Below are 23,344 nucleotides of genomic sequence, written 5' to 3'. Positions count from 1 at the left end.
CTGATGTCAGCTCCCATCGTCGAGGCGGTCGACGTCTCCAAGCGCTTCGGAGGGGTCCGCGCGCTGACTGAGGTCAGCGTGGCCTTCCGGCCTGGCGAGGTGCACTGCATCGCGGGGGAGAACGGCTGCGGCAAGTCCACGCTGCTGAAGGTGATCAGCGGCGCGCACCGGCCGACGTCCGGCCAGGTGATCGTGGCCGGGACGGCGTACGACCACCTGACGCCGCGCCAGGCGCTGTCGGCCGGGATCGAGGTCATCTACCAGGACTTCAGCCTGATGCCGAACCTGACCGCCGCGGAGAACATCGCGTTACCGCGGTCCGTCGCCGGCGGGCGACGGCTCTATTCCCGTACGGCGGCCCGCACTCTGGCGGAGCGGGCCGTCGTACGGCTCGGGGTGGACATCGAGCTGGACATCCCGGTCGGCGAGCTGACGGTCGCGGAGCGACAGCTGACCGCGATCGCGCGGGCACTCGCGCACGAGGCGAAGTTCATCGCGATGGACGAGCCGACCACGGCGCTGACCTGGAAGGAGGTCGACGCGCTGTTCGTGGCCGTCGGCCGGCTCAAGGACGCCGGGGTCGCGCTCGCGTTCATCTCGCACAAGATGCAGGAGATCTTCTCGATCGCCGAGCGGGTCACCGTGCTGCGCAACGGCGCGGTCGTGACCAGCGGCCGGCCGGACGAGTTCACCCACGCGTCGCTGGCCGAGACGATGACCGGTCGCGGCAGCCAGAGCTTCGACCGGGTCGCCCCGCGGAACAAGAACCGCGCGCCGGCGCTGCGGGTCCGCGGCCTCGGCCGGGACCCATTGTTCGCGGACGTCGATCTCGAGGTCGGCCAGGGTGAGATCGTCGGCCTGGCCGGGCTGCTCGGCTCCGGCCGGACGGAGATCGCCGAGGCGATCTGCGGCGTCCGCCCCGCGCAGACCGGGACGGTCGAGGTGCTCGGCAAACCGATCAAGGTGCGGTCGCTCAGCGACGGCGTCGCGGCCGGGATCGGCTACGTGCCGGCCGATCGGCTCACCCAGGGCCTGTTCCTGGACCAGCCGATCGGCGACAACATCGTCGCGACGCATCTGCCGGCCCGCCGCGGGGTCCTGGACGCCGAGGCGATCGAACGCCGGAAGACCTCGGTGGTACGCGATCTGCGGATCAAGCTCGGCAAGCTGACCGACCCGGTCCGTTCGCTGTCCGGCGGGAACGCGCAGCGCGTCCTGCTCGGCAAATGGCTGGTCGGCGAGCCGAAGGTGCTGATCCTGAACGGCCCGACGGTCGGCGTCGACGTCGGCTCGAAGTTCGACATCCTCGGCGTCCTGAACGCGCAGTCCCTGCAAGGGCTGGGCGTGCTGATCATCAGCGACGACGTGCCCGAGCTGATCTCGATGTGCCACCGGGTGCTCGTCGTCCGGAGCGGCCGGATCGTGCGCGAGCTGAGCGGTGACCAGCTCCGCGAGGACACGGTCGTCGAGGCGGTCACCGCATGAGGCGCGTGCTGGCGAACCAGGAGCTGCTGCTGATCGGGCTGATGGCCCTGCTGCTGCTCGCGGTCAGCCTGAAGTTCCCCGACTTCTTCGGCCTGCAGACGCTGTTCAACGTGCTGACCGCCTCGATGGTCGGCATCCTGTTCGCGGTCGGCGTGATGCTGGTCGTGGTCTCCGGCGGGATCGACGTCTCGTTCCTTGCCGTCGGCATCTTCTCGGCGTACGCGACGGTCCGGTACGGCCCGCAGGGCGACGGCCCGCTCGGCGCGCTGCCGGTGTTCGCGATCAGTACGGCGATCGGCCTCGGGCTCGGCCTGGTCAACGCGGCGGTGGTGATCGTGGCCCGGACGTCGGTGCTGATCGCGACCCTGGCGACCAGCTCGATCTACCTCGGCACGATGTTCGCGGTCGTCGGCGGTGAGGTGATCTCGACGCTCCCGCAACCGCTGCAGACCCTCGGCGCGACCCACCTGTTCACCGCGAAGGGCGCCGTCCGCGGGACGACCAGCCTGAACGTGCTGATCCTCGTCGTCCTGGCGGTCTGCGTGCTGGTGTGGGCCTTCCTGCGCTTCACGATCGCCGGCCGCAGCGTCTTCGCCGTCGGCGGGGACGCCGAAGCCGCGTCTCGGGCCGCGATCTCGGTACCCCGCACCCGGGTGCTCGTCTTCGCGATCGCGGGCGCCGTGGCCGGGCTGGCCGGGATCATCTCGGTCACCCTGAGCGGCCGCGCGGACCCGACGACGTTCATGGGCCGCGAGCTGGACACGCTGGCCGCCGTCGTCCTCGGCGGCGTGGCGATTGCCGGTGGCAAAGGGACCGTGCGCGGCGCGGTCCTCGGCGTCCTGCTCATCTCGCTCGTGACCGCGTCCTTGGTGCCGCTCGGCATCCCGACCATCTGGCAGCGCGCGGCGGTGGGCGCGCTGCTGATCGCGGGCATCCTGCTGCAGACCTCGATCAGCCGCCGCCAACGCATCCGCCCGATCCTCGACGCCCCCGCGCCGGAGGTGACCAATGCCTGAGCGCTTCCGCACTCTCCTCCTCACGATGGGCGGCCGCGCCAGCTTCATCCGGCTGCTGGTCGTCGCCGTCGCGATCGTCGTGGTCTTCGGCGTACTGAACCCGTCCGTCTTCCTCAGCGGGCAGAACCTTCAGTACGTCGAACTCGCGTCACCCGAGGTCGCGATCCTCAGCCTCGCGATGGCGTTGACCATGCTGACGGCTGGCATCGACCTGTCGGTGGTGTCGATCGCCAACCTGTCCGGGGTGGTGGCGGCCCTGCTGATGACAAACGGGCAATCGACCGGTCTGGCGCTGCTTGGCGCGGTCGGTACCGCGCTGGCCTGTGGTGCGGTCAACGGGCTGCTGGTCGGCTTCAAACACGTACCGCCGATCCTGGCCACGTTGGCGACCGGCCAGCTCTTCTCTGGGCTCGCGCTGGTCGCTTCCGGTGGCACGGTGGTGAAGGGGCTGCCGGAGTCCTTCACCAGGATCGCGCTGGTGACGGTGGCCGGAGTGCCGTTGATCTTCTGGGTCATGCTGATCGTTGCCGCGATCGTCGGCGTAGTGGTCGCCAAGACGCCGCTGGGCTTTCGGATGCGACTGGTCGGGGCGAACCCGACCGCTGCGGACTTCAGCGGGATCCGCCGGGCCCGAGTGCTGCTTGCGACGTACGTGATGAGCGGTGCGCTCGGTGGAGTGGCCGGTCTGATCATTTCGGCCCGAGCTGGTGGCGCCAACTCGGACTACGGCTCGTCGTACGTGCTGCTGGCGGTAGTGATCGCCGTACTGGCCGGTGTGGACCCGGAAGGCGGCTATCTGACTGTCGCCGGTGTCGTCATCGCTGCGATCGCGATGCAGTTGCTCGGCGCCGGTCTGCTCTCGCTCAGTGTCAGCTCGCATGTGGTGAACATTTGTCAGGGCCTGTTACTGGTCACCATGGTCTTGCTGAACACCTGGGGAACTGCCTTGTCCGGGTTGTTCGCACGCCGGAGGGTGGTCGCGTGAGCTACCTGATCGGCGTCGACATCGGCACGGGTAGCACCAAAGCCGTGCTGACCCGCCCGGACGGCACTCTGGTCGCCACCGCGCGCCGGGACCACGCACCGACTTTCCCACAGCCCGGCTGGGCCGAGATGGACGCCGAACAGGACTGGTGGGCGGACGTCGTCGCAGTACTGCGCGAGCTGACCACAGCGCACCCAGAAGCACGGGTCACCGCGGTGTGCGTCTCCGGTCTGGGCCCGTGCGTCGTCCAGACCGATGCGGAGCTGCGGCCGCGGCGTCCGGCGATCTTGTACGGCATCGACACCAGAGCGACCGCGGAGATCGATGAGATCACCGCACAGCTTGGCGCGGACGCGATTCTGGTTCGGTGTGGGAAGGACCTGTCCAGCCAGGCGATTGGGCCCAAGCTGGCCTGGCTGCGCCGTGAAGCTGGTGAGGCGTGGCGGCCGCAGGACCAGTGGTTCAGCGCGCACAGCTACGTCGTCGCGCGACTGACCGGCGAGTGGGTGCTCGACCACCACACGGCCAGCCAGTGCGACCCGTTCTACGACATCCAGCTGCAGACCTGGGCTACAGATTGGGTTGAAGCCGTGTTGCCCGGCCTGGCGCTCCCGCGGTTGGTGTGGCCGGCGGAGGTGGTTGGCAACCTGCACACCGAGGCGGCCGCCGCGACCGGGCTCGCAGTGGGGACGCCGGTGCTCGCAGGGACTGTTGACGCCTGGGCGGAGGCTTTCAGCGTCGGAGTCCGCCGTCCGGGCGATCTGATGCTGATGTACGGCTCGACGATGTTCTTCGTCCAGGTGCTGACCGCTCCGACCAGCGTGCGTGGGCTCTGGACGACGTCCGGTGTGGATCGCGGTTCGCACACTCTGGCCGCCGGCATGGCGACGTCGGGCATCATCACCAGCTGGCTGCAGGAGCTGACCGGGGGAGTGCCGTTCGAGACCCTCGTGACCGAGGCTGCCGCGGTCCCTGCCGGTAGCGAGGGGCTGGTGATGCTCCCGTACTTCAGTGGCGAGCGGACGCCGATCTACGACCCGCTGGCGCGTGGAGTGATCGCTGGGCTGACGCTGCGGCATCAGCGCGGTCATCTGCTTCGAGCGACGTACGAAGGTATCGCCTGTGGCGTGCGGCAGATCGTCGCCGAGTTCGAAGCCGCAGCGGGACAACCGGCCCGGGTAGTAGCCGTTGGCGGTGGCACCCAGGGCGGGCTCTGGACTCAGATCGTCAGCGACGTCAGCGGGCTCTCCCAGGAGGTGCCCGCGCAGACGATCGGAGCGGCGTACGGGGACGCCCTGATGGCCGCGATCGGCGTAGGGCTCGTGTCTTCCGACACGGACTGGGCGCAGCTCGACCACACCGTCCAGCCGAACCCAGCGACGGCATCGACGTACTCCACGCTCTTCCGCACTTACGCCGAGCTCTACCCGGCGACTCGGCGGCAGGTGCACCGACTTGCCCGGTCGGTGCAGACAACGGACGGGGGCGAGTAGATGATGATCGGCCGCCCGAAACCACTGGCCCTGGGATACGTCCTGCGGCGGTGTTCACTGCGGCACTACGAGATCGGCGCGGAGCAGCAGATGCTCGCCGAAGCAGCCAAACTCCAAGGCCACACTCTGGGCACCGTCCACGTGGATGACGCCCTCACCGACCCGGACGGCTTCCACCTCCTGCTGGAAGCCGCCGAAGAACCGCATGTGGACGCCGTCATCGTCCCGGTGCTCACCCTCCTCGGCAGCCCCGAGGACCCGCACTCCAAGTTCAGCCAGCTCCTCGAACGCGGCATCCTCGTTCTGAGCGCGGACCAACCGGTCGTACCACCGGAACCGCCGCCGATCGACGGCGTCCCGCTGATCCAGGGCTGCGCGCCCAAACGCCGCCAGGTCCGCTCTCGGACCTAGACACACCCTAGGAACGGCCGGAGCGGCCACCCCCGAAGGGCAGCCGCTCCGGAGGGACGACGCTCAGGCGTTCCTGTCCTCGATGTCGTCGTTCTCGCCGTCCAGACCGTCGAGGCGGTCCTTGGCGAAGTCGGTGCCCTTGTCGATCTTGTCACCGTGTTCGCCGCCGGTCTTCTCGTTGGCGAACTCGCCGGCCTTGTCCAGGCCGTCGCTGACCTTGTCGCCGTGGTCGTCGACCGCGCCGGTGGCCTTGTCCTTCAGGTTGTCGAACATACCCATCGTCTTTCCCCGTTCTGTCGATGGTGGTCGTTGCCTTCCGCCCCCGCCGATACCCGTTTCCGCGGATCTCACACCCGGACGGCGAAGTTTGTCCGGACATGTGGCTCAGAGCAACGGTCCCAGCGCGCTGCGCCGGGCCACTCCGAGCTTCCGGAAGGTGCTGGTGATGTGGTCCTCGATCGTGCTCACGGACAGCTTCAGCCGGCCGGCGATCTCGCGGTTGGTGAGCCCCTGTGCCGCCAGCCGGGCGACCTCCAGCTCGCGCGGTGACAACTTGTTGTTGTAACCGCGCCGCCCACGCTTGCGAGGCGCTGTGAAGCCGGCCGCACGCAGCACGCTCCGGCAGCGCTCGCCGTCCCCGCGGGCACCGAGTGCGTCGTACGCGCGCGCAGTGGTTCTCAGCACTTCCGCATCCCCTTGGGACAGCAAGTACCGCCCGAACTGCTCCCGTGCGACGCATTCGTAGTACTTCCAGCCCAGCGCGCCGTACTGCGCGGACGCCTGGCCGAAGATCGGGAGCTCCGGCCGTACGACGGCCTCGACCAGTGTCGCCGCCGCAGCGGCCGCGGGAGCGTTCAGATCCGCCACACCTTCGGCGAACTCGTCGGCCAGCTGTGCTGCCTCCTCCCAACGGCCGGTCTGCACCAGCGACGTACAAGCCGTCACGACGAGGTCGCTGCAGCCGGCCCACAGCGATTTCCGGCGGACGACGTCCAGACACTTGGCCCAGCTCGCATCCGGACACGCTGCAACCGCTGCGGCGTGAACCTGGAACGGACCGAGCGCCGTCCGGGCGATCACTGACTCCAGGATCGCCTTGCCGGCGGCAACATCGCCACGGGCGAGGCGATGGCGGCCGTCGATCAGATCGAGCTCGGCGACCACCAGTGGTAGCCCGGCCGCCAGGGCGCGGGCGCGCAGCAACCGCTCCTCCAGCGTCGCCCAGTCTGCGGCCGCAAACGCCACGCGGACCTGCGCAGCTGCCGCAACTGCCCGCTGGTAACGGCCACTGCCGACGTCCCCGAAGGACTGTCGCTGGCCGAGCCACGTCCGTGCGCTGGCCGCCTCCGCACCCGCCACCTGGTCTGGCTCACCCAATGCGAGCCGGAAGCGCGCCTCATTCGTCCGAACCGCGACGCGCGGTCCCGGATCGACGGTCTCGTACGCGAACGATCGCGCCTGCCGTAGCCAGAGCCGCTGCTGGGACAGGGCTTCGCCGCCGTACGTCGGTACCGCGAGCGCGGTCAACGCCCAGGCGATCGCCCCGGGATCGCCGTCCAGCTCGTGAATTGCCGCCGACAGCTCGTGCCGCCCGGACCGGATGTCGCCGGACCGCTCGTGCAGCAGCAGCCCGAGCATCAGCCGCAGCCGGCCGCGCGTCACCCCGGGGATGTCGGACTCCGCCAGCACCCCGCTCAGGACGACGATCGCGTCATCCCAGGACTCGCTGTCCGCCAGCGCGGCGCGACCGAGCTTGGTCGCGAGCCGCGCCCGGTCCGACCAGGGGAGCGCCTTGACGTCGAGCATCGCCGTGAGCTGCTCGGCCGCGGTCAAAAGGTTGCCGGTGGCAACCGCATGGTCGGCGGCCAGCTCGGCGTGGGTGAGCCAGGTGCCGATCAGTCCGCCGCGGCGCGCGTGCTCGGCGATCCGGGCGTGCGGCGGCGGTGTGATCGACGTGAGCGCCCTTGCGGCCTGGCGGTGCAGCCGACGGAGCTCGTCCGGCGGCAGCATGGTCAGCACGGCCCGGCGGGCCAGCGTATGTCGGTGGTCGTACAGCCCGGGCCGCTGCTCCTGCAGCAGGCCGGTGGTCAGCGCGTGGTCGATCGCTGCGGTCAGCGTCGGCCCAGTCAGCCCGGACACCGTACCGAGCAGGTACTCCGGCGCCGCGGTCGTCAGCACTGCGGCCGCCCGAACGACATGTCGACATGACTCCGGGACTTCGCGCATCCGAATCCCCAACGCGGCCCGCAACGCCACTGGGGGTTGGGTTTCCACCAGTGCGCGGCGTACGTCGGTTTCAATCGTCGGACCGGGCCGAACGGCCCGGAGGAACTCCAGCACGGCGAACGGCAGCCCGCCGCTGTGCCGAGTCAGCTCCTCGGCCAGCGCAATCGGCAGGACCCGGCCACCGAGGTGTCGTGCGGCTACTGCCTGCACCTCAGCTGCGTCGAGCGGTGCGAGCCGGACCTCGGTCAGCCGCTCGGTCAGCAGCCCGAGCTCACCGACCTCCGGTCGGCAGGTCACCACGATGTGCACGCCGGCCGGCATCCGCGCTGCGATGAAGCGGACCAGCCGCAGCGTCTCCGGGTCGGCCCACTGCAGGTCTTCGATGGCCAGCACGATCGGGTGCAGTCCATTGAGCCCTTTCAGGACCGCAGTACGCCGGTCGGCCGTGCGGGGATCGACTCCGAGGACTTCGAGCAGTGCGGCCAGCGGTGTGGCGCCGGACGGCAGGCACTGGGTGAAGAACCAGGGGACTGGGTGTCTGGCGGCTGCCTGGCGCAGCAGGTGGCTCTTGCCCACACCGGACTCGCCGACCACGAGGATCAGGCCGGAGCGTCGGGAGAGCGCGGTTTCCAGGGTGTTGAGTTCACGGTCGCGGCGGGCTTCGGTACAAGTAGCGTTCATGGGCGACGCATTCGTCGTTGGGCGGCCATTGCAGCGCCGCCGGAGAGGATCAGGATCACTGTGGCGAGCGACCAGCGGCGCATCGTCTGCACGGCGCGACTGGCGGGCTCTTGTTCGGCTGCTGCTTGCTGCGCTGCGACGAACTCCTTCGGTGGCGGTTCGGGTGCTGGTGGAACGGGTGTCGGAGTCGGCGTCGGGGTCTCCTCAGGTGGCAGCACCACCTGCTCGGCCGGCGGCGTGGGTGTTGGGGTAGGTGTCGGCGTCCGGACCGGTGTCCGAGTAGGCGTCGGGGTCGGAGTGGGTCTGGGCGCCGGTGGGCGCGGTGTGGTCGCCGGTGGCCGCGGAGTCGGCGTCAGCGTCGGACGTGGTGTCGGTGTGGGTGTTGGCGGTCGCGGAGTCGGCGTGGGGGTTGGCGTCGGCGGCGGAAGCGCTCGGCTCAGACAGCCCGCGGCCTCGCTACCGGCGATCGCCGGCCAGGAGCCGATCTGGCTCGAGGAGCCGTCGAAGCCGATCCGGTACGCCCGGCTCGGCCGGCCGTGGCCGGTGTGCACCGCATAGATGGTCGATGCGCTGACCACGACCGAGGTGTACGAGTCCTGCCAGGGCACACCAGGCACCGAGGCGACAACTCGCACCGCGCCACTCGACGGGTCGAGGCTGACCACCTTGGCCGTGTGCCCGTACGTCGCAACGCCGTACAGCGTGCCGCTGACCGGGGACGCGCCGAAGTCGTCGACCGACAACCCCACCGGCACCGGTTTCAGCCGGACCACCGCGACCACCTTCCGGTACGACGAACTGTCCGGGTCGATGTTGATCGTGTAGAGCCGGTGGTGGTCGCGGACGTAGAAGCGCGAGCCGAACACGGTGCCGCCGATCGGATCGGCCAGCCCGCCGACGCCCTCGCGCAGCTGACCGAGGTCGACCACACTGCCCCGGCGGTCCACGGTCACCAGCCGTGGCCGCCGCAGCAGCCAGCCGTTGCGATCGCGGGTCGCAACGCCGTACACGAGGTCCTGCCGGCTGGAGTACCCGGCGGCCTGGATCTGGTAGTTCAACCGGCCCAAATCGGTCGACGCCCCGGACGGCAGGTCGACGCGGACCAGCCGGGACAGCGACGAGTAGTGCGTGGACCGGAAGTCGAAGATCGAGCACTCCGCAGCCGCCACCGACGGCTGGGCCACGAACAGGACGCCGGCGGCCGCGGTCGCGCCGACCACGGCCACGCCGGCGAGCGCCCGGCGTACCTCACCCACTGTCGCCCAATCGCGTCAGCGCGGACAGGAACGCGTCCGGGCCGACGTCCGCACCGCCACTGAACGGGTTCTGCAGCTGGTAGATCGCGAACAGCAGCAGACCGATCGCACCGGCCAGCATCGACACGATGAACGCGTACGAGTAGAGCCCTGGCCCGCCGAACATGAACATCAGCGCTACCGACATCACACTGCCGATCAGGATCGCGAACCAGACCACTCCGCTGACGCCGCTCCCGCTGGAGTTCAGACGCTCTTGCCGAGCCTGGTAGACGTTCCAGACCTGCGTAGCGGCCTCAGCCCGGCTGTCCGCCTGCCGCTGCGTGATGGTCTTCGACTGCTCGATCGTCTGCTGCAGCTCACTCAGCAGCGTCCAGCCGGTGTTGCCGACCGCACGGCCCTCCCGCATCGCCGGCCACTCGCGCTCCGCGACCTCGGTCGCGTAGTCGCGAGTCAGCGTCTGCACCTCGGTCCGGCTGGGCTCGGGAAGCACGTTCCCGGCCCAGCGCACCGCGACCAGCGCGTTCGCCTCGTCGTACGTCGTCTTGTCGGCCGAGTCCATCCCGTCGAACAGCGAGATCAGGACGAACGCAGCGATCACCACATTGACGCCGCCGACCACAGTGAAGACCTGGCCGGCCACCTCGTTGTTGGCCTCCCGGCCGCTGTGCTGGCGCCATTTGCGCAGGATGACGGCCAGCACCGCGGTGACGGCCATCGTGCCGACCACCCAAAGCAATCCAGTGACGAACAGACTCATACGTGCCTCACCGCCGGCGGTAGCGTGAATCGGACGGTCTCCCGGGTGACCTCGTGCTCAATGACCTCGACCGGCCCGAACGACGCGATCCGGTCGATCACGTCGGCCACCAGCTCCGGTGGCGCGGATGCCCCCGCGGTCAGCCCGACGACGCGGACGCCGTCGAGCCACGCCTCCGGGACGTCGGACGCCGAGTCGACCAGGTACGCCGTCGTACCGATCCGCTCGGCCAGCTCGACCAGGCGGACCGAGTTCGACGAGTTGGTCGAGCCGACCACCAGGACGAGGTCGGCCTGCTCGGCGATCACGGACAGCGCGGACTGCCGATTCGTCGTCGCGTAACAGATGTCGGCGGTGTCCGGGCCCCGCGCACCCGGGAACTTGTTGCGCAGGGCGTCGATCAGCGCGGTGGTCTCGTCCACCGCGAGCGTGGTCTGGGTCAGGTACGAGACCCGCTCCGGGTCCGGCACCACCAGCGACTCCACGTCGGCGAGCGTTTCGACCAGTACGCTCTGGTCGGGTGCTTCGCCGAGTGTTCCTTCCACCTCCTCGTGCCCGGCATGTCCGATCAGTACGACGGTGTCGCCGCGCGCGGCGTACCGCCGGGCCTCGACGTGCACCTTGGTGACCAGTGGACAGGTGGCGTCGACGACGTCGAGCCCGCGCTGCGCGGCGTCCCGATGGACGACCGGCGCGACCCCGTGCGCGGAGAACACGACGGTGGCGCCCTCGGGCACCTCGTCGAGCTCCTCGACGAACACTGCGCCGCGTTCGCGCAGGTCCTCGACCACTCTGGTGTTGTGGACGATCTGCTTCCGCACATAGATCGGTCCGGAACGTGCTGCGAGCAGGCGCTCGACGATGTCCACTGCGCGTTCGACCCCGGCGCAGAACGACCGGGGCGACGCGAGCAGGATGGTTCGGGTCGTCATCAGGATCCCCCCTCAGTGATCGCGATGTGTGGCCAGCCGGGCCAGCCTCTCGAGCTCGGTTGCAGCCGGTGCGATCGCGCCGGCAATGGTCAGCTCTCCCAGCGCGGCGGCCAGCAGTGCGTCCGCCTGTGCCTGACTGGTCGCCCGGCCGCCCGCCCTGTCCACCAGCGCGGCCGCCCGGACCAGATCGGTCTCCGACAGCTCATCGCGCTGCCCGTACAGCAATGCGAGCTCCCGACCGGCGGGCGTGCCCGATGCGAGTGCGGCGACCACCGGCAACGACTTCTTCCGGCGGGTCAGGTCGGAGTAGACCGGCTTGCCGGTGACCGACGGCGTCCCCCAGATGCCGAGGAGGTCATCGACGTACTGATAGGCGAGCCCCAAGTCCTCGCCGTACAGCCGGAGCGCGTCGACCTGGTCTGGCCGACCGCCACCGAGCAGCGCACCGAGCGCAGTACAGCAACCCAGCAGCGCACCGGTCTTCAGCTGCGCCATCCGCACACACTCCGCCGGGACGACGTCGTCCCGGGTCTCGAACTGCGCATCGGCCAGCTGGCCGTCGACCAGCTCCTGCACGGCCGCACCGAGCATTCGCGCCGCTTCGCCACGCGCTGGATGCCCACTGGCGACCAGCACGTCGAAAGCCAAGCCCAGCAACGCATCCCCGGCCAGAATCGCCGGACCGAGCCCGAACACGGTCCACGCGGTCGCCCGGTGTCTTCGGGCGGTGTCGCAGTCCATGACGTCGTCGTGCAGCAGAGAGAAGTTGTGCACCAGCTCCACGGCGACTGCGGCCGGTAACGCCGCCTCCGTCGTACCGCCGACCGCCTGTGCGGCCAGCAACGCCAGCGCGGGCCGGATGGCCTTGCCGCCGTCGGCCTGCGCCGGACGGCCCTCCTCGTCGGCCCAGCCGAAGTGGTAGTCGGCGATCCGCCGGGTGGCCGGGGGGAGTGACGCTACCGCGGCGCGCAGTGCCGGCTCGACCTGCTCGCGACTCCACGCGAGCACCTCGGCCGCCGATCGGTCACCCTGACTGGTCTCCTGGAGTGTTGACATCTCATGCTCCTCATCCACCGAGCTCGACGTTTTCCAGGACACCGAGCGCGTCCGGGACGAGAACCGCGACCGAGTAGTACGTGCTGACCAGGTAGGAGATGACCGCCTTCTCACTGATGCCCAGAAATCGGACGTTCAGACCTGGTTCGTACTCATCGGGCAGACCGGTCTGCCGCAGCCCGACGACGCCCTCGTCGTCGGCGCCGGTGCGCAGGACCAGGACGGACGTCGTGTTGTTCGCCGAGATCGGGATCTTGTTCGACGGCAGCAGCGGGACGCCGCGCCACGCGTGCACGGTCCGCCCGTCGACCACCGTCGTTTCCGGATAGATCCGGCGTTTGGTGCACTCCCGGCCGAACGCCGCGATGGCGCGCGGATGGGCGAGCAGGAGCCGTGGTTTGCGCCGCCGGGTGAGCAGCTCGTCGAAGTCGTCCGGTGTCGGCGGTCCGGTCCGGGTGTAGATGCACTGCTGGTAGTCCGCGTTGTGCAGCAGACCGAACTCGCGGTTGTTCAGCAGCTCCCACTCCTGCCGTTCCTTCAGCGCCTCGATGGTCAGCCGGAGCTGCTGTTCGGTCTGATCCATCGGGTCGTTGTAGAGATCCGCTACCCGTGTCTGCACCCGCAGGATGGTCTGCGCGACGCTGAGCTCGTACTCCCGCGGAGCCGGGTCGTAGTCGACGTACGTACCGGGCAGGTCGGACTCACCGGCGTGACCGGAGGCCACGTCGATGGCGGCCTCGCCGTTCTTGTTCTGCGCGCGCTGCGGCCGCTGCCGATACTCGTCGAGGTGCCTGCGCAGAGACTCGGAGCGATCGACCAGCTGGGCGAAGTCCTCCCGGCTGAGCTTCAGAACCACACAGGTGGTCAGAGCCTTCGCCGTGTACTCCCAGAGGTTCTCAGGTGGCTCTGTCATCAGCTGCGACCCGAGGTGGTCGCCGTCCGCGACAGTGCCGAGGTCGGTGCCGGCGCCGTACTCGCCGATGCCGGTCTTGCCGACCTTGCCGTGGGCGATCAGGACGACGTCGTCCACCCGGCTGCCGAACTCGACGATCACTTCGCCCGGCGCGACCTCCTCGCGCCGGAAGCGATCAGCCAAGGCGTTGAGCACGTCTTCGTCGACGAACCCGCGCAGCGGCGGCAGCTCGGTCAGCTCGGCCGGAATGACCCGGACGTCCGAGCCGGTCACTGAGAAGCTCAGCCGGCCGTCGCCGACCGAGTACGTCGTCCGCCGGTTCACCCGGAACGTCGCACCCTTGGTCTCCACCCACGGCAGCTGCCGGAGCAGCCAGCGCGGGCTGATGCCCTGCATCTGCGGAACGGACTTGGTCGTGCTGGACAGCTGCCGGGCAGCCGCCGTCCCGAGACTGAGCTGTGCGTTCTCCTGGTCTGCGACTGTCATGCCACACCCGCCTTTCTAGGCAGTCGGAAGGCGGAGGTGCCGAGCCCGGTCGGGATGCCGACCCGGTGCGGCCGGCCCAGCCGATGCGGCAGGGCCGAGGCTTCGTAGCGGTGACAGCCCTGGTGCCAGACGAGAATCCCCGACATCCAGTTGCGCAGCTCTTCGGCGTACCCGAGGACGGCCTGCCGGACGTCGTCGTCCAGGCCGAAGTCCGTCACCATCGTGGGCAGGTCGGTCGCGGTGACCCGCTCGAACTCCTGCATCCGGGCCGTCATCAGATCGTTGACCACGGCAACGGCCTGCTCCCTGCCGACGGCCAGGAAGTTCTGTACGACCGCCACGCCGTTGTGGAAGTCGCCGTCGTACTGCATCTCCTTGTGGTACGAGAAAACGTCGTTCATCAGGCAGGCGTAGTCGGCGGCCGCGTTCTCCATCGCCTGCACCGGGCGGGACCGGTAGACCTCGGCCGGGATCCGCCGGTCGTGACCGATCCGGCACAGGCTCATCGTCAGATCGGAGCCGAACGTCCGGCGCCGCATCTCGATGTAGTCGACCGGATCCGGGATCCGGTTCTGCGCCTGGTTGGCGAGCTCCCACAGCCAGCTCTCGGTCATCGTGTCGACGGCCTGCCGGAAGGCCAGCCGGTTGTCCGGCGCCATCGGCCCGGCGGTGCGCTCCCAGAGGTCGGCGAGCGAGACCTCCAGCGGACCGACCGGCGGTGGACCGTTCAGATCCAGCGGCATCAGCGCCGACAGCCGCGCTGTCGTAGCCTTGGCTCCGGCCAGGTCCCTCCGCTGGCCGAACACCTGTGGGTAGTAGTCGTCGGCGTAGGTGCCCCAGGCCAGCCACTCGCTCGCCAGCTCCAGCTGATCGGCCGAGGCGTTCGGGAAGATCCCGGACGCGCACAGCGGCAGGTCGAACGCCTCCAGCATCCGCGCGTCCCAGATCGTCCCATCGGAGATCCCCGTCCGCGCACCCCACTCCAGGATGGCGAACCGGGCGCTGTCCAGATGCGGACTGCGTTTGGCGGTGAACGGCATGTAGAAGTCGGGCAGCGTCGTCGGCCCCACCGGCTGGTACGGCGTGAAGCTGTGACTCCGCGTCCGGTACGGCGCCGTGTTGATCAGCGACGAGACGATCTTGAACGCCGACGTCCCCAGCCCGGCGGACGACGCCGCCTTACCGCCTTTGTTCATGTAACGGCTCGACCGCAGATGCCACTCGTGGCCGCCGGACTGCCAGTCCTGCAGGCCTTTCACGTAGTGCAGGACCGCGGCCGGATCGGCCTGGTGCTCGGCGACCAGCGCCGGCACCTCGACGACGGCCGTGTTCTCGAACTGGTGCAACCGCGAGGTGAGGATGTCGTTGACCAGGTCCGCGGCTCGTTGCGTCGGGCAACCGAAGAAGGTCTCCATCACCAGGACGGCGTTGTTCACCTCACCCTCGACCTCGACCTCGCGCTGGTAGGAGAACAGGTCGTTGCGCATGTGGATCGCGTCCGAGAACGTGTCGCTGAGCACGTGCATGGCCCGGGTCTCGGCGATCTCGGCCGGCACCTCGGCGGTCACGTACTCGACCAGGTTCGCCGACCAGGGCGCGCCGCCGACCTTGCGCCGCATCTCGACGTACTCGATCGGGTTCGCGATCCGGCCGCTGCTGATGTTCGACAACTCCCACAGCGACTCGGCGAGCAGCGCCTCGGTGGTCAGCCGGAACCGCCGCCGCCAGTCCGCCGACATCGACGGGATGGTCCGGTTCCACAGATCGACGAGCCCGCGCTCGACCGGGTTCTGCGGAATCTCGGTGATCTCACCTGCGGCCGGCATGAACAACGGCAGCCGGTCGAGGTAGGCCTTGGCGGCCGGGATGTCCCGGGTCTTCTTGTACAGCTCGAGGAAGTGGTCGTCGAAGTAGAAGACCCAGACGTACCAGTCGGTGACCAGATCCAGCTGCGGACCGGTCGCGTCGGGGTGGGTGTAGGCGCACAGCAGGGCGTAGTCGTGGGAGTCGAAGTCGTGCTCGTCCCAGACGTGGCGCCCCTCCTGCGGGACGTCGATCATGTCGAACTCGTAGGCCCAGGACTTGCTGTGTGCCCGGGCTCCCTCCAGGTGCGGATTGATCCTGGCGGGATACGGCACATAGAAGTCGGGCAGCTCGTAGGGCTGCTCGGCCATGGCTCAGCCCTCGCGACCGATCTCCACGCCTTCGAGCACACCTAACGCGTCGGGGACCAGGACGGCGGCCGAGTAGTAGGCGCTGACCAGGTAGTTGATGATCGCCTTCTCGCTGATGTTCATGAACCGCACCGACAGGCCCGGCTCGTACTCGTCCGGCAGGCCGGTCTGGTGCAGGCCGATCACGCCCTGGCTCTCCTCGCCGGTGCGCATCAGCAGGATCGAGCTGGTCCGCGTCTCGCTGACGCCCAGTTTGTTGCACGGGAAGATCGGGACGCCGCGCCACGCGGGCAGGCGGTGGCCGCCGACGTCCACGGCGTCCGGGTAGATGCCGGCCCTGGTGCATTCGCGGCCGAACGCGGCGATCGTGCGCGGGTGCGCGAGGAAGAAGGCCGGCTCCTTCCAGACCAGGCTGAGCAGCTCGTCCAGGTCGCCGGGCGTGGGCGGGCCGCTGCGGGTCGGGATCCGCATACTCAGATCGGCGTTGTGCAGCAGGCCGAACTCGCGGTTGTTGATCATCTCGTGCTCCTGGCGTTCGCGCAGGGCCTGGATGGTGAGCCGCAACTGCTGTTCGGTCTGGTCCATCGGGTGGTTGTAGAGGTCCGCGACCCGGCTGTGCACCCGGAGCACGGTCTGCGCGACGCTGAGCTCGTACTCGCGCGGGCTCGTCTCGTAGTCGACGTACGTCCCGGGCAGGTCGGACTCGCCGGCGTGCCCGGCGGCCAGCTCGATCGCGGCCTCGCCGAACTCGTTCTTGGCGGCCTCGGGGCTGTTCCGGAAGTTCTCGATATGCGCGCGGAGGCTGTCGGACTGGCCGATCAGCTCCTCGAAGGCCTGCTGGGACAGGGAGAGCAGCGTGCCCGGGGTGAGCGCCTTGACGGTGAAGTCCCAGGTGTCGTCGGACTCCAGGATCGCCTTGTAGGTGAAGTGGTCGCCGTCGACGAGGGTCTCCAGGACGGTCTCGTCGCCGTACTTGCCGACGCCGATCTTGTTCAGCTTGCCGTGGGCGATCAGGCAGACCTGGTCGGCCGCGTGGCCGCGTTCCACGATCACGTCACCGGGCTGGAACTCGCGCTGCACGAACCGGTCGGCGAGTGCGCTCAGCACCTCGACGTCGTCGTAACTGCGCAACATGCCCAGCTCGCAGAGCTCCTGCGGGATGACCCGGACCTCCGCGCCGGAGGTGGTGAACGTGACCCGGCCGTCCCCGACGGCGTAGCTGAGCCGCCGGTTCACCCGGTAGGCGCCGCCCTTGGCCTCCACCCAGGGCAGCAGCTTGAGCAGCCACCGCGAGGTGATGCCCTGCATCTGCGGCTCGGACTTCGTGGTCGTGGCCAGGTTCCGGGCCGCGGCCGTCCCCAGGCTGAGCTGGGACTGGCCGTTCGCGCTCACATCAGGTTCGGTCAGGGTCATCGAGCACCACCGTTCGAGTCGAAATGCGGGCATGCGTCAGCACCACGCGGACGTGGTCTGCGCAGCTGGGAGCCACACACCGCGCCAAGGCATGACAAAGCCGCGGCACAGCGCGTATTCAGCTGTCGAATGGAAGAAATGCGCCGCAGCGGGTGGCATACGGGCACTTCGCGGTCCCCAGATCCGCAGTCCCCGACCCCGTCGGCTTACTCACTAACAGTAATCAGGTGCTGACCACCAACGTCAAGACGTAACCGTCGGCAACTTCTTACAGACCTTTCCGAACCCCGAGACAATCCCCACCCCACCCCGACGAAATTCCCACCCACCCCGACCGAACCCACTCTGCAGGCGTGGGAGCATTTGGGTGTGTATTTGTACTCCGGGGCGGTTGGGCAGGGTGATGAGGCGCTGGAGTTGGCGGCGGCGCATGCGTTGGTTCGGCGGGTTTCGGAGGGTGGGGCGGGGGAGGCGTTGCGGGTTTATCGGCCGGCGGCGCCGGTGGTGGTGTTCGGACGGCGGGACACGAGGCTGCGGGGGTTCCCGGACGCCGTTCGGGCGGCTCGGGCGGCTGGGTTCGTGCCGTTGATCCGGGCGGTCGGCGGGCGGCCGGTGGCTTATACGCCGGCGGCGCTGGTGGTTGATCACGTGCGGTACGAGGAGCTGGCGCCGGAGAGGATGCAGGCGCGGTTCGAGTATTACGGTGAGTTGTACGCCGGGGTGCTGCGCGGGGCGGGTATCGACGCGCGGGTCGGCGAGGTGCCGGGGGAGTACTGCCCGGGGCCGCACAGCATCAACGCCCGGGGCGCGGTGAAGCTGGTCGGGACGGGGCAGCGGGTGATCCGGAACGGGTGGCTGTTCAGTGCGCTCGTCGTCCTGGGGGACGACGACGTGTTACGGCCGTTGCTCACGGAGATCTACCGGCTGCTGGAGTTGCCCTTCGATCCGGCGACGGTGGGTTCGGTGACGACCGAGGGCGGGACGGCGGACGGCGTCGAGAAGCGGCTGCTCGCGGCGTACGCGCGATCCGCGGTGCTGGAGCCCGCCGTCCTGGACGACGCGACGCTCACGATCGCTCGGGAGCTGGCGCCTGACCACCGCGCATGACCGCGACGTGCAGGGCGAGCGTGAGCGCGAGGACGACGGCGGCCACGGCGAGCAGCGCGTGCGGTGAGCCGCCGGCCGCCAGCGTGATGCCGCCGAGCCCGCCGCCCAGGGCCGCGCCGAGCGAGATCGCGCTCCCGTTCAGCGCCATCACGATCGCCGCCGACTCGGGCGCGAGCGCGCCGAGCCGAGCCTGCTGCGGGACGGCGGCGCCGCCGTTGCCCACACCCGCGGCGAAGAACCAGAGCACCCCGCCGACCGCGGCCAGCGCGAACGGCGCCCATTCGAGCGCGATCCCGCCGAGGATCGAGTTGAGCAGCAGCCCGGCCAGCACGACGGTCAGCACCCGCAGCGGCGTGAAGCGGTCGGTCAGGCGCCCGGTCACGGCGTTCCCGAGCATGCTGGCCAGCCCGTAGCCGAAGAGCAGCAGGATCATCGCCCACTCGGCCGGGAACAGCGGCCCGAAGATCAGCGTCGCGTAGGTGAAGCAGGTGTAGCTGCTGCACAGGATGCCGACCGTGATCAGCAGCCCGGCGAGCAGCCGCGGCTGCTTGAGCGGCCGCAGCCGATCGGCCAGCGTGCCCGCCGGCAGCTGCAGATGCGGAAGCCGGAGCAGAATCCCCACCAACGCGATCGTGCCGACGACCGCGACCAGGAGCATCGGGAGGCGCCAGCTCGACTGCCCGATCACCAGCCCCACCGGGACGCCGAGCGCCGTCGCCGTCATCCACCCGCCGAGGACGAACGACAGCGCCTTCCCCCGATGCCGGATCGGCGTCAAAGCGATCACGTACCCGGTGACGGCCGCGTTCAGCAGGCACCCGCCCAGCGCCGCCACCACCCGGCCGCCGATCGCGGTCGCGTAGTTCGGCGCGAAGCCGACGATCAGATTGCCGACGACGAAGACGGCCAGCGAGACGGCGATCGTCCGGCGCCGCTCCCAGCGGCTGGTCGCCGTCCCGAGCACGGGCGCGGCAACCGCCGCGGTCAGCGCGAACACCGACATCAACTGCCCGGCCGCGGCCTCGCTGACCCGCAGGTCACCCGCGATCGCCGGCAACAACCCCGCCAGCACGTACCCGTCGATCCCGGTCGAGAACAGTGCCACCGCCAGCCAGACGAAGGTCCGGTACGAGACGCCGTCCTGCTCCTCGGTTTGCTTCACAAGCGCCCATCGAACCCCCGCCGGGTCAACTCGGCAAGCGCTGATCCGGCAAGTGAGCAAGAACCCGCGCCGCCGCCGCAACGCTCACTTCCGCGCGTACGCGCTCCGTGAGCACACCTTCACGCAGAAATGCCGCGAACCCATGGGCGGTCGCGGCAATCGTGTGGATCAGCTCGAGCGCCGCCGCCGGATCGTCCCGCAGCCGCTCCGCAGGCTCCCGCAGGACGTCGAGCACCCGCTGACCCGCCTCTTCCAAGCCCGCATGCTCCCGCTTCACCAACCCCGCGCCAAAGGTGACGTCGAACAACGCCTGCCGCTCGACCGCGAACCCGACGTACGCCGAAGCGAACCTCGCCAACTGCTCAGTCGGATCAGCCGCCCCGCTCACCGCCCGCGCGAACCGCTCCCGCTGCTCCTCGTACGACCGCAGAGCCAGCGCCGCCAGCAACGCCTCCTTGTTCGCGAAGTGCCGGAACGGCGCCGCGGCGCTCACACCCGCTCGCCGGCTCGCCTCCGCCAGGCTGAACCCCTGCGGCCCCCGCTCCGCCACCAGCTCCAGCGCGGCCTGCTCGAGAGCGTTCCGCAGATCGCCGTGGTGGTACCCGGCCCGAGGAGTCATGGCGACGATGTTAACAACACTAACTTCACCGTGTACGATCGGTAGATGTGAATACCATTAACATGACTTTCGACCACGTCGGCCTCTCCGTCGCCGACCTCGACAACCAGCGGGATTTCTACGCCCGGGCCCTCGGGCTGACCGAGGTCGAGGAGGAGCTCGACCTGCCCGAAGCGCAGGTGCGGACCGCGATTCTGCGCAGTCCCGGCGGGCTGAAGCTCGAGCTCATCGAGCGCGGCGGCTCGGCCCCGCAGGAGTTCGCCGACCCGTACGACGGCGCCGCCGTCCAGGGCTACTTCCACTGGGCCCTCGCCGTCCCCGACCTGGACGCCGCACACGCCCACCTGCGCGCCGCCGGCGCCACCGAGGTCTCGCCGCCGGCGCCGGCGGCCCGTCCTGGGGCCCGCTTCGCCTATCTCAAGGATCCGGAGGGGAATCTGCTGGAGCTGATCGAGCCGGCTGCGGGCAGCTAGCATGGAAGCGCCCCGGCTCAGACAAGTGGTCGGTTCGTTGCGGTGTGTGGTGGGGGTTGTGCGTGGAATCCCTGAAGTTCGAGAGCCGGGATCTGGAGTCGACCGAGGCGTTCCTGAACCAGGCCTACACAAAGATGCGGATCGGTAGTCCTGGCGAGGAGATCAGGGCGCGGATCGAGCGTGAGGCGGCCGGGTCGATCACGGTCGACCGGCTCGAGATCGGGTTCGAGATGCGCTACGACGCGAACCCGCTGGGCAAGATCTGCCTGTGCGTGGTCGAGGACGGCGCCGTCCGCGATCATGTGACCGACGGCTGGCAGGACGCGTTCGGGCCGGGCGACGTGGTGTCGTTCGCGCCGCCGGATCGTCCGTATGCCGGGCGGATCGACAACTCGCGGTACAGCATCACGATGTTCGATCCGGCGTTGCTGACCCGGGCGGCGAGCGTGGTGGCGCCGGTTCGGTTGCTCGACCATCGGCCGCGGTCGGTGGCGGCCGGTCAGCAGCTGGCGCGGACGATCAGCTACCTGGGCGACGACGTCCTGCCGAACCCGACGTTGCAGACGTCGCGGCTGCTGCTGGCATCGGTCGAGCAGCTGCTCGCGTCGAGCGTGCTGGCGGCCTTCCCCAACACGGCCCTGGACGCCGATGGTCGGCAGGTCGCGCAGTCGCGGACCGTACGGCGAGCCATCGCCTTCCTGGAGTCGAACGTCGACTCCCCGATCGGCGTCGGCGACATCGCCGAGGCCGCCGGCGTGACGGTGCGGGCCGTGCAGAGCGCGTTCCAGCGGCATCTCGGGATCAGCCCGCTCGGCTACCTGCGACAGCTGCGGCTGGCCGAGGCGCGGGCGATGCTGCAGGCCGGTGATCCGGCCGAGCTGACGGTCTCGGCGGTCGCGGCGCACTGGGGTTTCCACCATCTCGGCCGGTTCGCCGCCGCGTACCGGCAGGCGTACGGCGAGACGCCGAGCGAGACGTTGCACAACTGAGGAGAGCCGCGCCATTTCCCCTGTCGGCGGCGCGGCTCCACTCAGGGCCTCGGACCGCCGTGGGGTAGCCGCCGAGTGTCGATGAGCTGCTGGGCGACGTCCCGCAGCTTGGTGTTGGTGTCCTGCGAGTAGCGCCGCAGGACGGCGAACGCCCGGTCGCCGTCGATGTCGAACCGCTCCATCAGGATGCCCATCGCCTGGCCGACCAGCTTGCGGGCGTCGACGGCCTGCGCGAGGTTCGCCTCGTGCCGGGTGGTGGCGATCGCGACCGTCGCGTGCCGGGCGAGGATGTGCGCGACCGCCTCGTCGTCCTCGCCGAAAGCATCCGGCTGCGGGCTGTACAGGCCGAGGACGCCGGTGGTCGTCGCGTGCCGGGCGCCGAACAGCAGCGGTACGTCGAGCACGCTGCGCACCCCGAGCGCGGACACCTTCGCCGTCCACTCCGGCCAGCGACCATCGGTCCGGGTGTCGCGGATCAGCACCGTCTCCCGGTCCTGCAAGGTGCTGATCAGCGGGCCGATCGAGCTCCCGATCTGCAGCTCGAACACGTCGGCGACCACCGGGTCGGTGACCGCGGCGATCTCGGGGCGGGACCCGCTCGACCAGACAGTCAAACCCGCGTACGAGCAGTTCAGCGCCTGCAGCGCGAACCCGACGACGGCCTCGACGGTCTCCTCGAGACCGGTCAGGTTGTGCAACTCGACCGCGAGATGCGCGAAGCGCGACGCCGAGTTGTCGGCCGGCGAGCTGATCACGGACACGTCATACTCCAAAGGTGGGATCGAACTGCCGGACACCCACCCTGCAGGAGTGTCTTGTCTCGAGTATCCCTTGTAGACAAGGGAATCCGAAGTAATCGGCGGAAGTCTGCGGTTCCCGGACAGTGCATTGCGTTCAGCGGCTTCCGGTCGGGTCGGGAAGCTTGCGGGTGCTGACCAGCTCGGCCGCGACGTCGCGGAGTTTTCGGTGTTGCTCCTGTGAGTACCGCCGCAGGAAGCCGATCGACTGCTCCGCGGTCAGGTCGTAGCGTTCCATCAGGATGCCGACTGCCTGCCCGACCGCTTCCTGGGCGTTCTGGGCGACCAGCAGCGTCTGCCGGATCCGGGCCGCGTCGAGTGCGACGGCGACGTGGAAGGCCAGGGCGTGAGCCCGTTCGACGCGCGTCGGGTCGACTTCGTCCGGCGTCCGTCCGGCGACCTCCAAGAGGCCGAGGCACCACTGGTCGCGGCTCATCAGCGGCAGGCTCAGCCAGCTGTGCCAGCCGAGGGCACGCGCGCCCGGCGTCCATCGGGGCCACAACGGCGTGCCGGCGAGATCGGCGCAGAAGACCGCGGCCGAGCCGCGAGCGGCGTCCAGCGCCGGACCTTCCGCGACCGCGAGCTGGCGGTCGATCGCGTCGGCCAGGACGGCGTCGTCCGCGCCGGCGATCCGGAAGCGGCGCTGCTCGTAGAGGACGAGACCGGTCGCCCCGCCGCCGATCAGGCCGGCGGCCTCCGACCAGACGGTCTCGGCGACCTCGGCGAGCGACTCCAGATCGGCGAGGCGGCCGACGAGCTCGGCAAATGCGCGCGCGGACGTGAGGCCGATGGTGGGCAAGGGTGAACGCTCCCGCAAGACTGAACGGTCGCCGCCCATTGCCCGAGCTGACGCAGAGTGTCAGTTTTTCACAAGGCTCCGCCGCGCCGTCACGCGGGGTGGCGGCGCGGC

The 23,344-nt window shown here is 69.5% G+C and carries 21 protein-coding genes; 8 read left to right on the top strand and 13 right to left on the bottom strand.

Annotated elements, in window-relative coordinates; all coding sequences use genetic code 11:
- Nucleotides 1-3 precede the first annotated feature (3 nt).
- The 5 genes from ACZ6ZD_RS23525 to ACZ6ZD_RS23505 are packed head-to-tail and all read left to right on the top strand — an operon-like array spanning nucleotide 4 to nucleotide 5,390.
- The gene (locus ACZ6ZD_RS23525) at nucleotides 4-1,485 is read left to right on the top strand and encodes a sugar ABC transporter ATP-binding protein (RefSeq protein WP_465675479.1); all 1,482 of its coding nucleotides are present in this window, start codon (nucleotides 4-6) and stop codon (nucleotides 1,483-1,485) included.
- On the top strand, nucleotides 1,482-2,501 hold the full coding sequence (locus ACZ6ZD_RS23520; RefSeq protein WP_465675477.1) for an ABC transporter permease: 1,020 nt from the start codon (nucleotides 1,482-1,484) through the stop codon (nucleotides 2,499-2,501). The genes ACZ6ZD_RS23525 and ACZ6ZD_RS23520 overlap by 4 nt, the downstream gene beginning before the upstream one ends.
- Nucleotides 2,494-3,486, top strand: coding sequence for an ABC transporter permease (locus ACZ6ZD_RS23515; protein ID WP_465675475.1), 993 nt, complete (start codon nucleotides 2,494-2,496; stop codon nucleotides 3,484-3,486). Before ACZ6ZD_RS23520 ends, ACZ6ZD_RS23515 begins: the two co-directional genes overlap by 8 nt.
- Nucleotides 3,483-4,979 carry an FGGY-family carbohydrate kinase gene (locus ACZ6ZD_RS23510; RefSeq protein ID WP_465675473.1) on the top strand — a complete coding sequence of 499 codons (1,497 nt, stop codon included), beginning with the start codon at nucleotides 3,483-3,485 and terminating at the stop codon, nucleotides 4,977-4,979. Before ACZ6ZD_RS23515 ends, ACZ6ZD_RS23510 begins: the two co-directional genes overlap by 4 nt.
- A complete protein-coding gene (locus tag ACZ6ZD_RS23505; RefSeq protein ID WP_465675471.1) occupies nucleotides 4,980-5,390 on the top strand; it encodes a hypothetical protein in 411 nt (136 codons plus the stop codon).
- 63 nt (nucleotides 5,391-5,453) lie between these two features.
- On the opposite strand, the gene ACZ6ZD_RS23500 is transcribed toward ACZ6ZD_RS23505, so the two are convergent.
- From ACZ6ZD_RS23500 to ACZ6ZD_RS23460, 9 genes are all read right to left on the bottom strand, one after another.
- Entirely contained in the window at nucleotides 5,454-5,669 is a 216-nt protein-coding gene (locus ACZ6ZD_RS23500; RefSeq protein ID WP_465675469.1) for an antitoxin, read from the bottom strand.
- Nucleotides 5,670-5,774: 105 nt separating this feature from the next.
- Entirely contained in the window at nucleotides 5,775-8,297 is a 2,523-nt protein-coding gene (locus ACZ6ZD_RS23495) for an ATP-binding protein (protein WP_465675467.1), read from the bottom strand.
- Nucleotides 8,294-9,553 carry a DUF6923 family protein gene (locus ACZ6ZD_RS23490; RefSeq protein WP_465675465.1) on the bottom strand — a complete coding sequence of 420 codons (1,260 nt, stop codon included), beginning with the start codon at nucleotides 9,551-9,553 and terminating at the stop codon, nucleotides 8,294-8,296. The genes ACZ6ZD_RS23495 and ACZ6ZD_RS23490 overlap by 4 nt, the downstream gene beginning before the upstream one ends.
- The gene (locus ACZ6ZD_RS23485) at nucleotides 9,546-10,313 is read right to left on the bottom strand and encodes a bestrophin-like domain (RefSeq protein ID WP_465675463.1); all 768 of its coding nucleotides are present in this window, start codon (nucleotides 10,311-10,313) and stop codon (nucleotides 9,546-9,548) included. The genes ACZ6ZD_RS23490 and ACZ6ZD_RS23485 overlap by 8 nt, the downstream gene beginning before the upstream one ends.
- Nucleotides 10,310-11,245 carry a 4-hydroxy-3-methylbut-2-enyl diphosphate reductase gene (gene ispH / locus ACZ6ZD_RS23480; RefSeq protein WP_465675461.1) on the bottom strand — a complete coding sequence of 312 codons (936 nt, stop codon included), beginning with the start codon at nucleotides 11,243-11,245 and terminating at the stop codon, nucleotides 10,310-10,312. Before ispH ends, ACZ6ZD_RS23485 begins: the two co-directional genes overlap by 4 nt.
- A gap of 12 nt (nucleotides 11,246-11,257) precedes the next feature.
- Nucleotides 11,258-12,301 carry a family 2 encapsulin nanocompartment cargo protein polyprenyl transferase gene (locus ACZ6ZD_RS23475; protein ID WP_465675459.1) on the bottom strand — a complete coding sequence of 348 codons (1,044 nt, stop codon included), beginning with the start codon at nucleotides 12,299-12,301 and terminating at the stop codon, nucleotides 11,258-11,260.
- 10 nt (nucleotides 12,302-12,311) lie between these two features.
- Nucleotides 12,312-13,700, bottom strand: coding sequence for a family 2B encapsulin nanocompartment shell protein (locus tag ACZ6ZD_RS23470; RefSeq protein ID WP_465675457.1), 1,389 nt, complete (start codon nucleotides 13,698-13,700; stop codon nucleotides 12,312-12,314).
- Entirely contained in the window at nucleotides 13,697-15,874 is a 2,178-nt protein-coding gene (locus tag ACZ6ZD_RS23465; RefSeq protein ID WP_465675455.1) for a terpene synthase family protein, read from the bottom strand. The genes ACZ6ZD_RS23470 and ACZ6ZD_RS23465 overlap by 4 nt, the downstream gene beginning before the upstream one ends.
- A gap of 3 nt (nucleotides 15,875-15,877) precedes the next feature.
- Entirely contained in the window at nucleotides 15,878-17,287 is a 1,410-nt protein-coding gene (locus ACZ6ZD_RS23460; RefSeq protein ID WP_465675454.1) for a family 2B encapsulin nanocompartment shell protein, read from the bottom strand.
- A 369-nt stretch (nucleotides 17,288-17,656) separates the two neighbouring features.
- Between ACZ6ZD_RS23460 and ACZ6ZD_RS23455 the strand changes: the two genes are divergently transcribed.
- Nucleotides 17,657-18,394, top strand: coding sequence for a lipoate--protein ligase family protein (locus tag ACZ6ZD_RS23455; protein ID WP_465675452.1), 738 nt, complete (start codon nucleotides 17,657-17,659; stop codon nucleotides 18,392-18,394).
- On the opposite strand, the gene ACZ6ZD_RS23450 is transcribed toward ACZ6ZD_RS23455, so the two are convergent.
- Together ACZ6ZD_RS23450 and ACZ6ZD_RS23445 are read right to left on the bottom strand one after the other, a co-directional pair.
- Nucleotides 18,354-19,556 (bottom strand): MFS transporter, encoded by a 1,203-nt coding sequence (locus tag ACZ6ZD_RS23450; RefSeq protein ID WP_465675450.1) that lies wholly within the window; start codon nucleotides 19,554-19,556, stop codon nucleotides 18,354-18,356. The genes ACZ6ZD_RS23455 and ACZ6ZD_RS23450 overlap by 41 nt on opposite strands.
- 25 nt (nucleotides 19,557-19,581) lie before the next feature.
- A complete protein-coding gene (locus ACZ6ZD_RS23445; RefSeq protein WP_465675448.1) occupies nucleotides 19,582-20,175 on the bottom strand; it encodes a TetR/AcrR family transcriptional regulator in 594 nt (197 codons plus the stop codon).
- 62 nt (nucleotides 20,176-20,237) lie between these two features.
- On the opposite strand from ACZ6ZD_RS23445, the gene ACZ6ZD_RS23440 reads away from it, so the two are divergent.
- A complete protein-coding gene (locus ACZ6ZD_RS23440) occupies nucleotides 20,238-20,648 on the top strand; it encodes a VOC family protein (RefSeq protein ID WP_465675446.1) in 411 nt (136 codons plus the stop codon).
- Between the two features lie 62 nt (nucleotides 20,649-20,710).
- On the top strand, nucleotides 20,711-21,637 hold the full coding sequence (locus ACZ6ZD_RS23435; protein ID WP_465675444.1) for a helix-turn-helix transcriptional regulator: 927 nt from the start codon (nucleotides 20,711-20,713) through the stop codon (nucleotides 21,635-21,637).
- 41 nt (nucleotides 21,638-21,678) lie between these two features.
- Here ACZ6ZD_RS23435 and ACZ6ZD_RS23430 read toward each other — a convergent pair whose 3' ends face one another.
- Together ACZ6ZD_RS23430 and ACZ6ZD_RS23425 are read right to left on the bottom strand one after the other, a co-directional pair.
- A complete protein-coding gene (locus ACZ6ZD_RS23430; RefSeq protein WP_465675442.1) occupies nucleotides 21,679-22,398 on the bottom strand; it encodes a GAF and ANTAR domain-containing protein in 720 nt (239 codons plus the stop codon).
- A 133-nt stretch (nucleotides 22,399-22,531) separates the two neighbouring features.
- Complete coding sequence (locus tag ACZ6ZD_RS23425) at nucleotides 22,532-23,233, bottom strand: GAF and ANTAR domain-containing protein (protein WP_465675440.1); 702 nt, start codon at nucleotides 23,231-23,233, stop codon at nucleotides 22,532-22,534.
- Nucleotides 23,234-23,344: the final 111 nt, after the last annotated feature.

The organism is Kribbella sp. NPDC104218 (assembly GCF_055584105.1).
This window is presented reverse-complemented; position numbering and strand designations above follow the sequence as displayed.

Coding starts and splice junctions, on each gene's coding strand:
- ACZ6ZD_RS23440 (WP_465675446.1), top strand. CDS start 20,238: ATGACTTTCGACCACGTCGGCCTCTCCGTCGCCGACCTCGACAACCAG.
- ACZ6ZD_RS23445 (WP_465675448.1), bottom strand. CDS start 20,175: ATGACTCCTCGGGCCGGGTACCACCACGGCGATCTGCGGAACGCTCTC.
- ACZ6ZD_RS23460 (WP_465675454.1), bottom strand. CDS start 17,287: ATGACCCTGACCGAACCTGATGTGAGCGCGAACGGCCAGTCCCAGCTC.
- ACZ6ZD_RS23485 (WP_465675463.1), bottom strand. CDS start 10,313: ATGAGTCTGTTCGTCACTGGATTGCTTTGGGTGGTCGGCACGATGGCC.
- ACZ6ZD_RS23500 (WP_465675469.1), bottom strand. CDS start 5,669: ATGGGTATGTTCGACAACCTGAAGGACAAGGCCACCGGCGCGGTCGAC.
- ACZ6ZD_RS23465 (WP_465675455.1), bottom strand. CDS start 15,874: ATGGCCGAGCAGCCCTACGAGCTGCCCGACTTCTATGTGCCGTATCCC.
- ACZ6ZD_RS23470 (WP_465675457.1), bottom strand. CDS start 13,700: ATGACAGTCGCAGACCAGGAGAACGCACAGCTCAGTCTCGGGACGGCG.
- ACZ6ZD_RS23515 (WP_465675475.1), top strand. CDS start 2,494: ATGCCTGAGCGCTTCCGCACTCTCCTCCTCACGATGGGCGGCCGCGCC.
- ispH (WP_465675461.1), bottom strand. CDS start 11,245: ATGACGACCCGAACCATCCTGCTCGCGTCGCCCCGGTCGTTCTGCGCC.
- ACZ6ZD_RS23525 (WP_465675479.1), top strand. CDS start 4: ATGTCAGCTCCCATCGTCGAGGCGGTCGACGTCTCCAAGCGCTTCGGA.
- ACZ6ZD_RS23520 (WP_465675477.1), top strand. CDS start 1,482: ATGAGGCGCGTGCTGGCGAACCAGGAGCTGCTGCTGATCGGGCTGATG.
- ACZ6ZD_RS23505 (WP_465675471.1), top strand. CDS start 4,980: ATGATGATCGGCCGCCCGAAACCACTGGCCCTGGGATACGTCCTGCGG.
- ACZ6ZD_RS23495 (WP_465675467.1), bottom strand. CDS start 8,297: ATGAACGCTACTTGTACCGAAGCCCGCCGCGACCGTGAACTCAACACC.
- ACZ6ZD_RS23475 (WP_465675459.1), bottom strand. CDS start 12,301: ATGTCAACACTCCAGGAGACCAGTCAGGGTGACCGATCGGCGGCCGAG.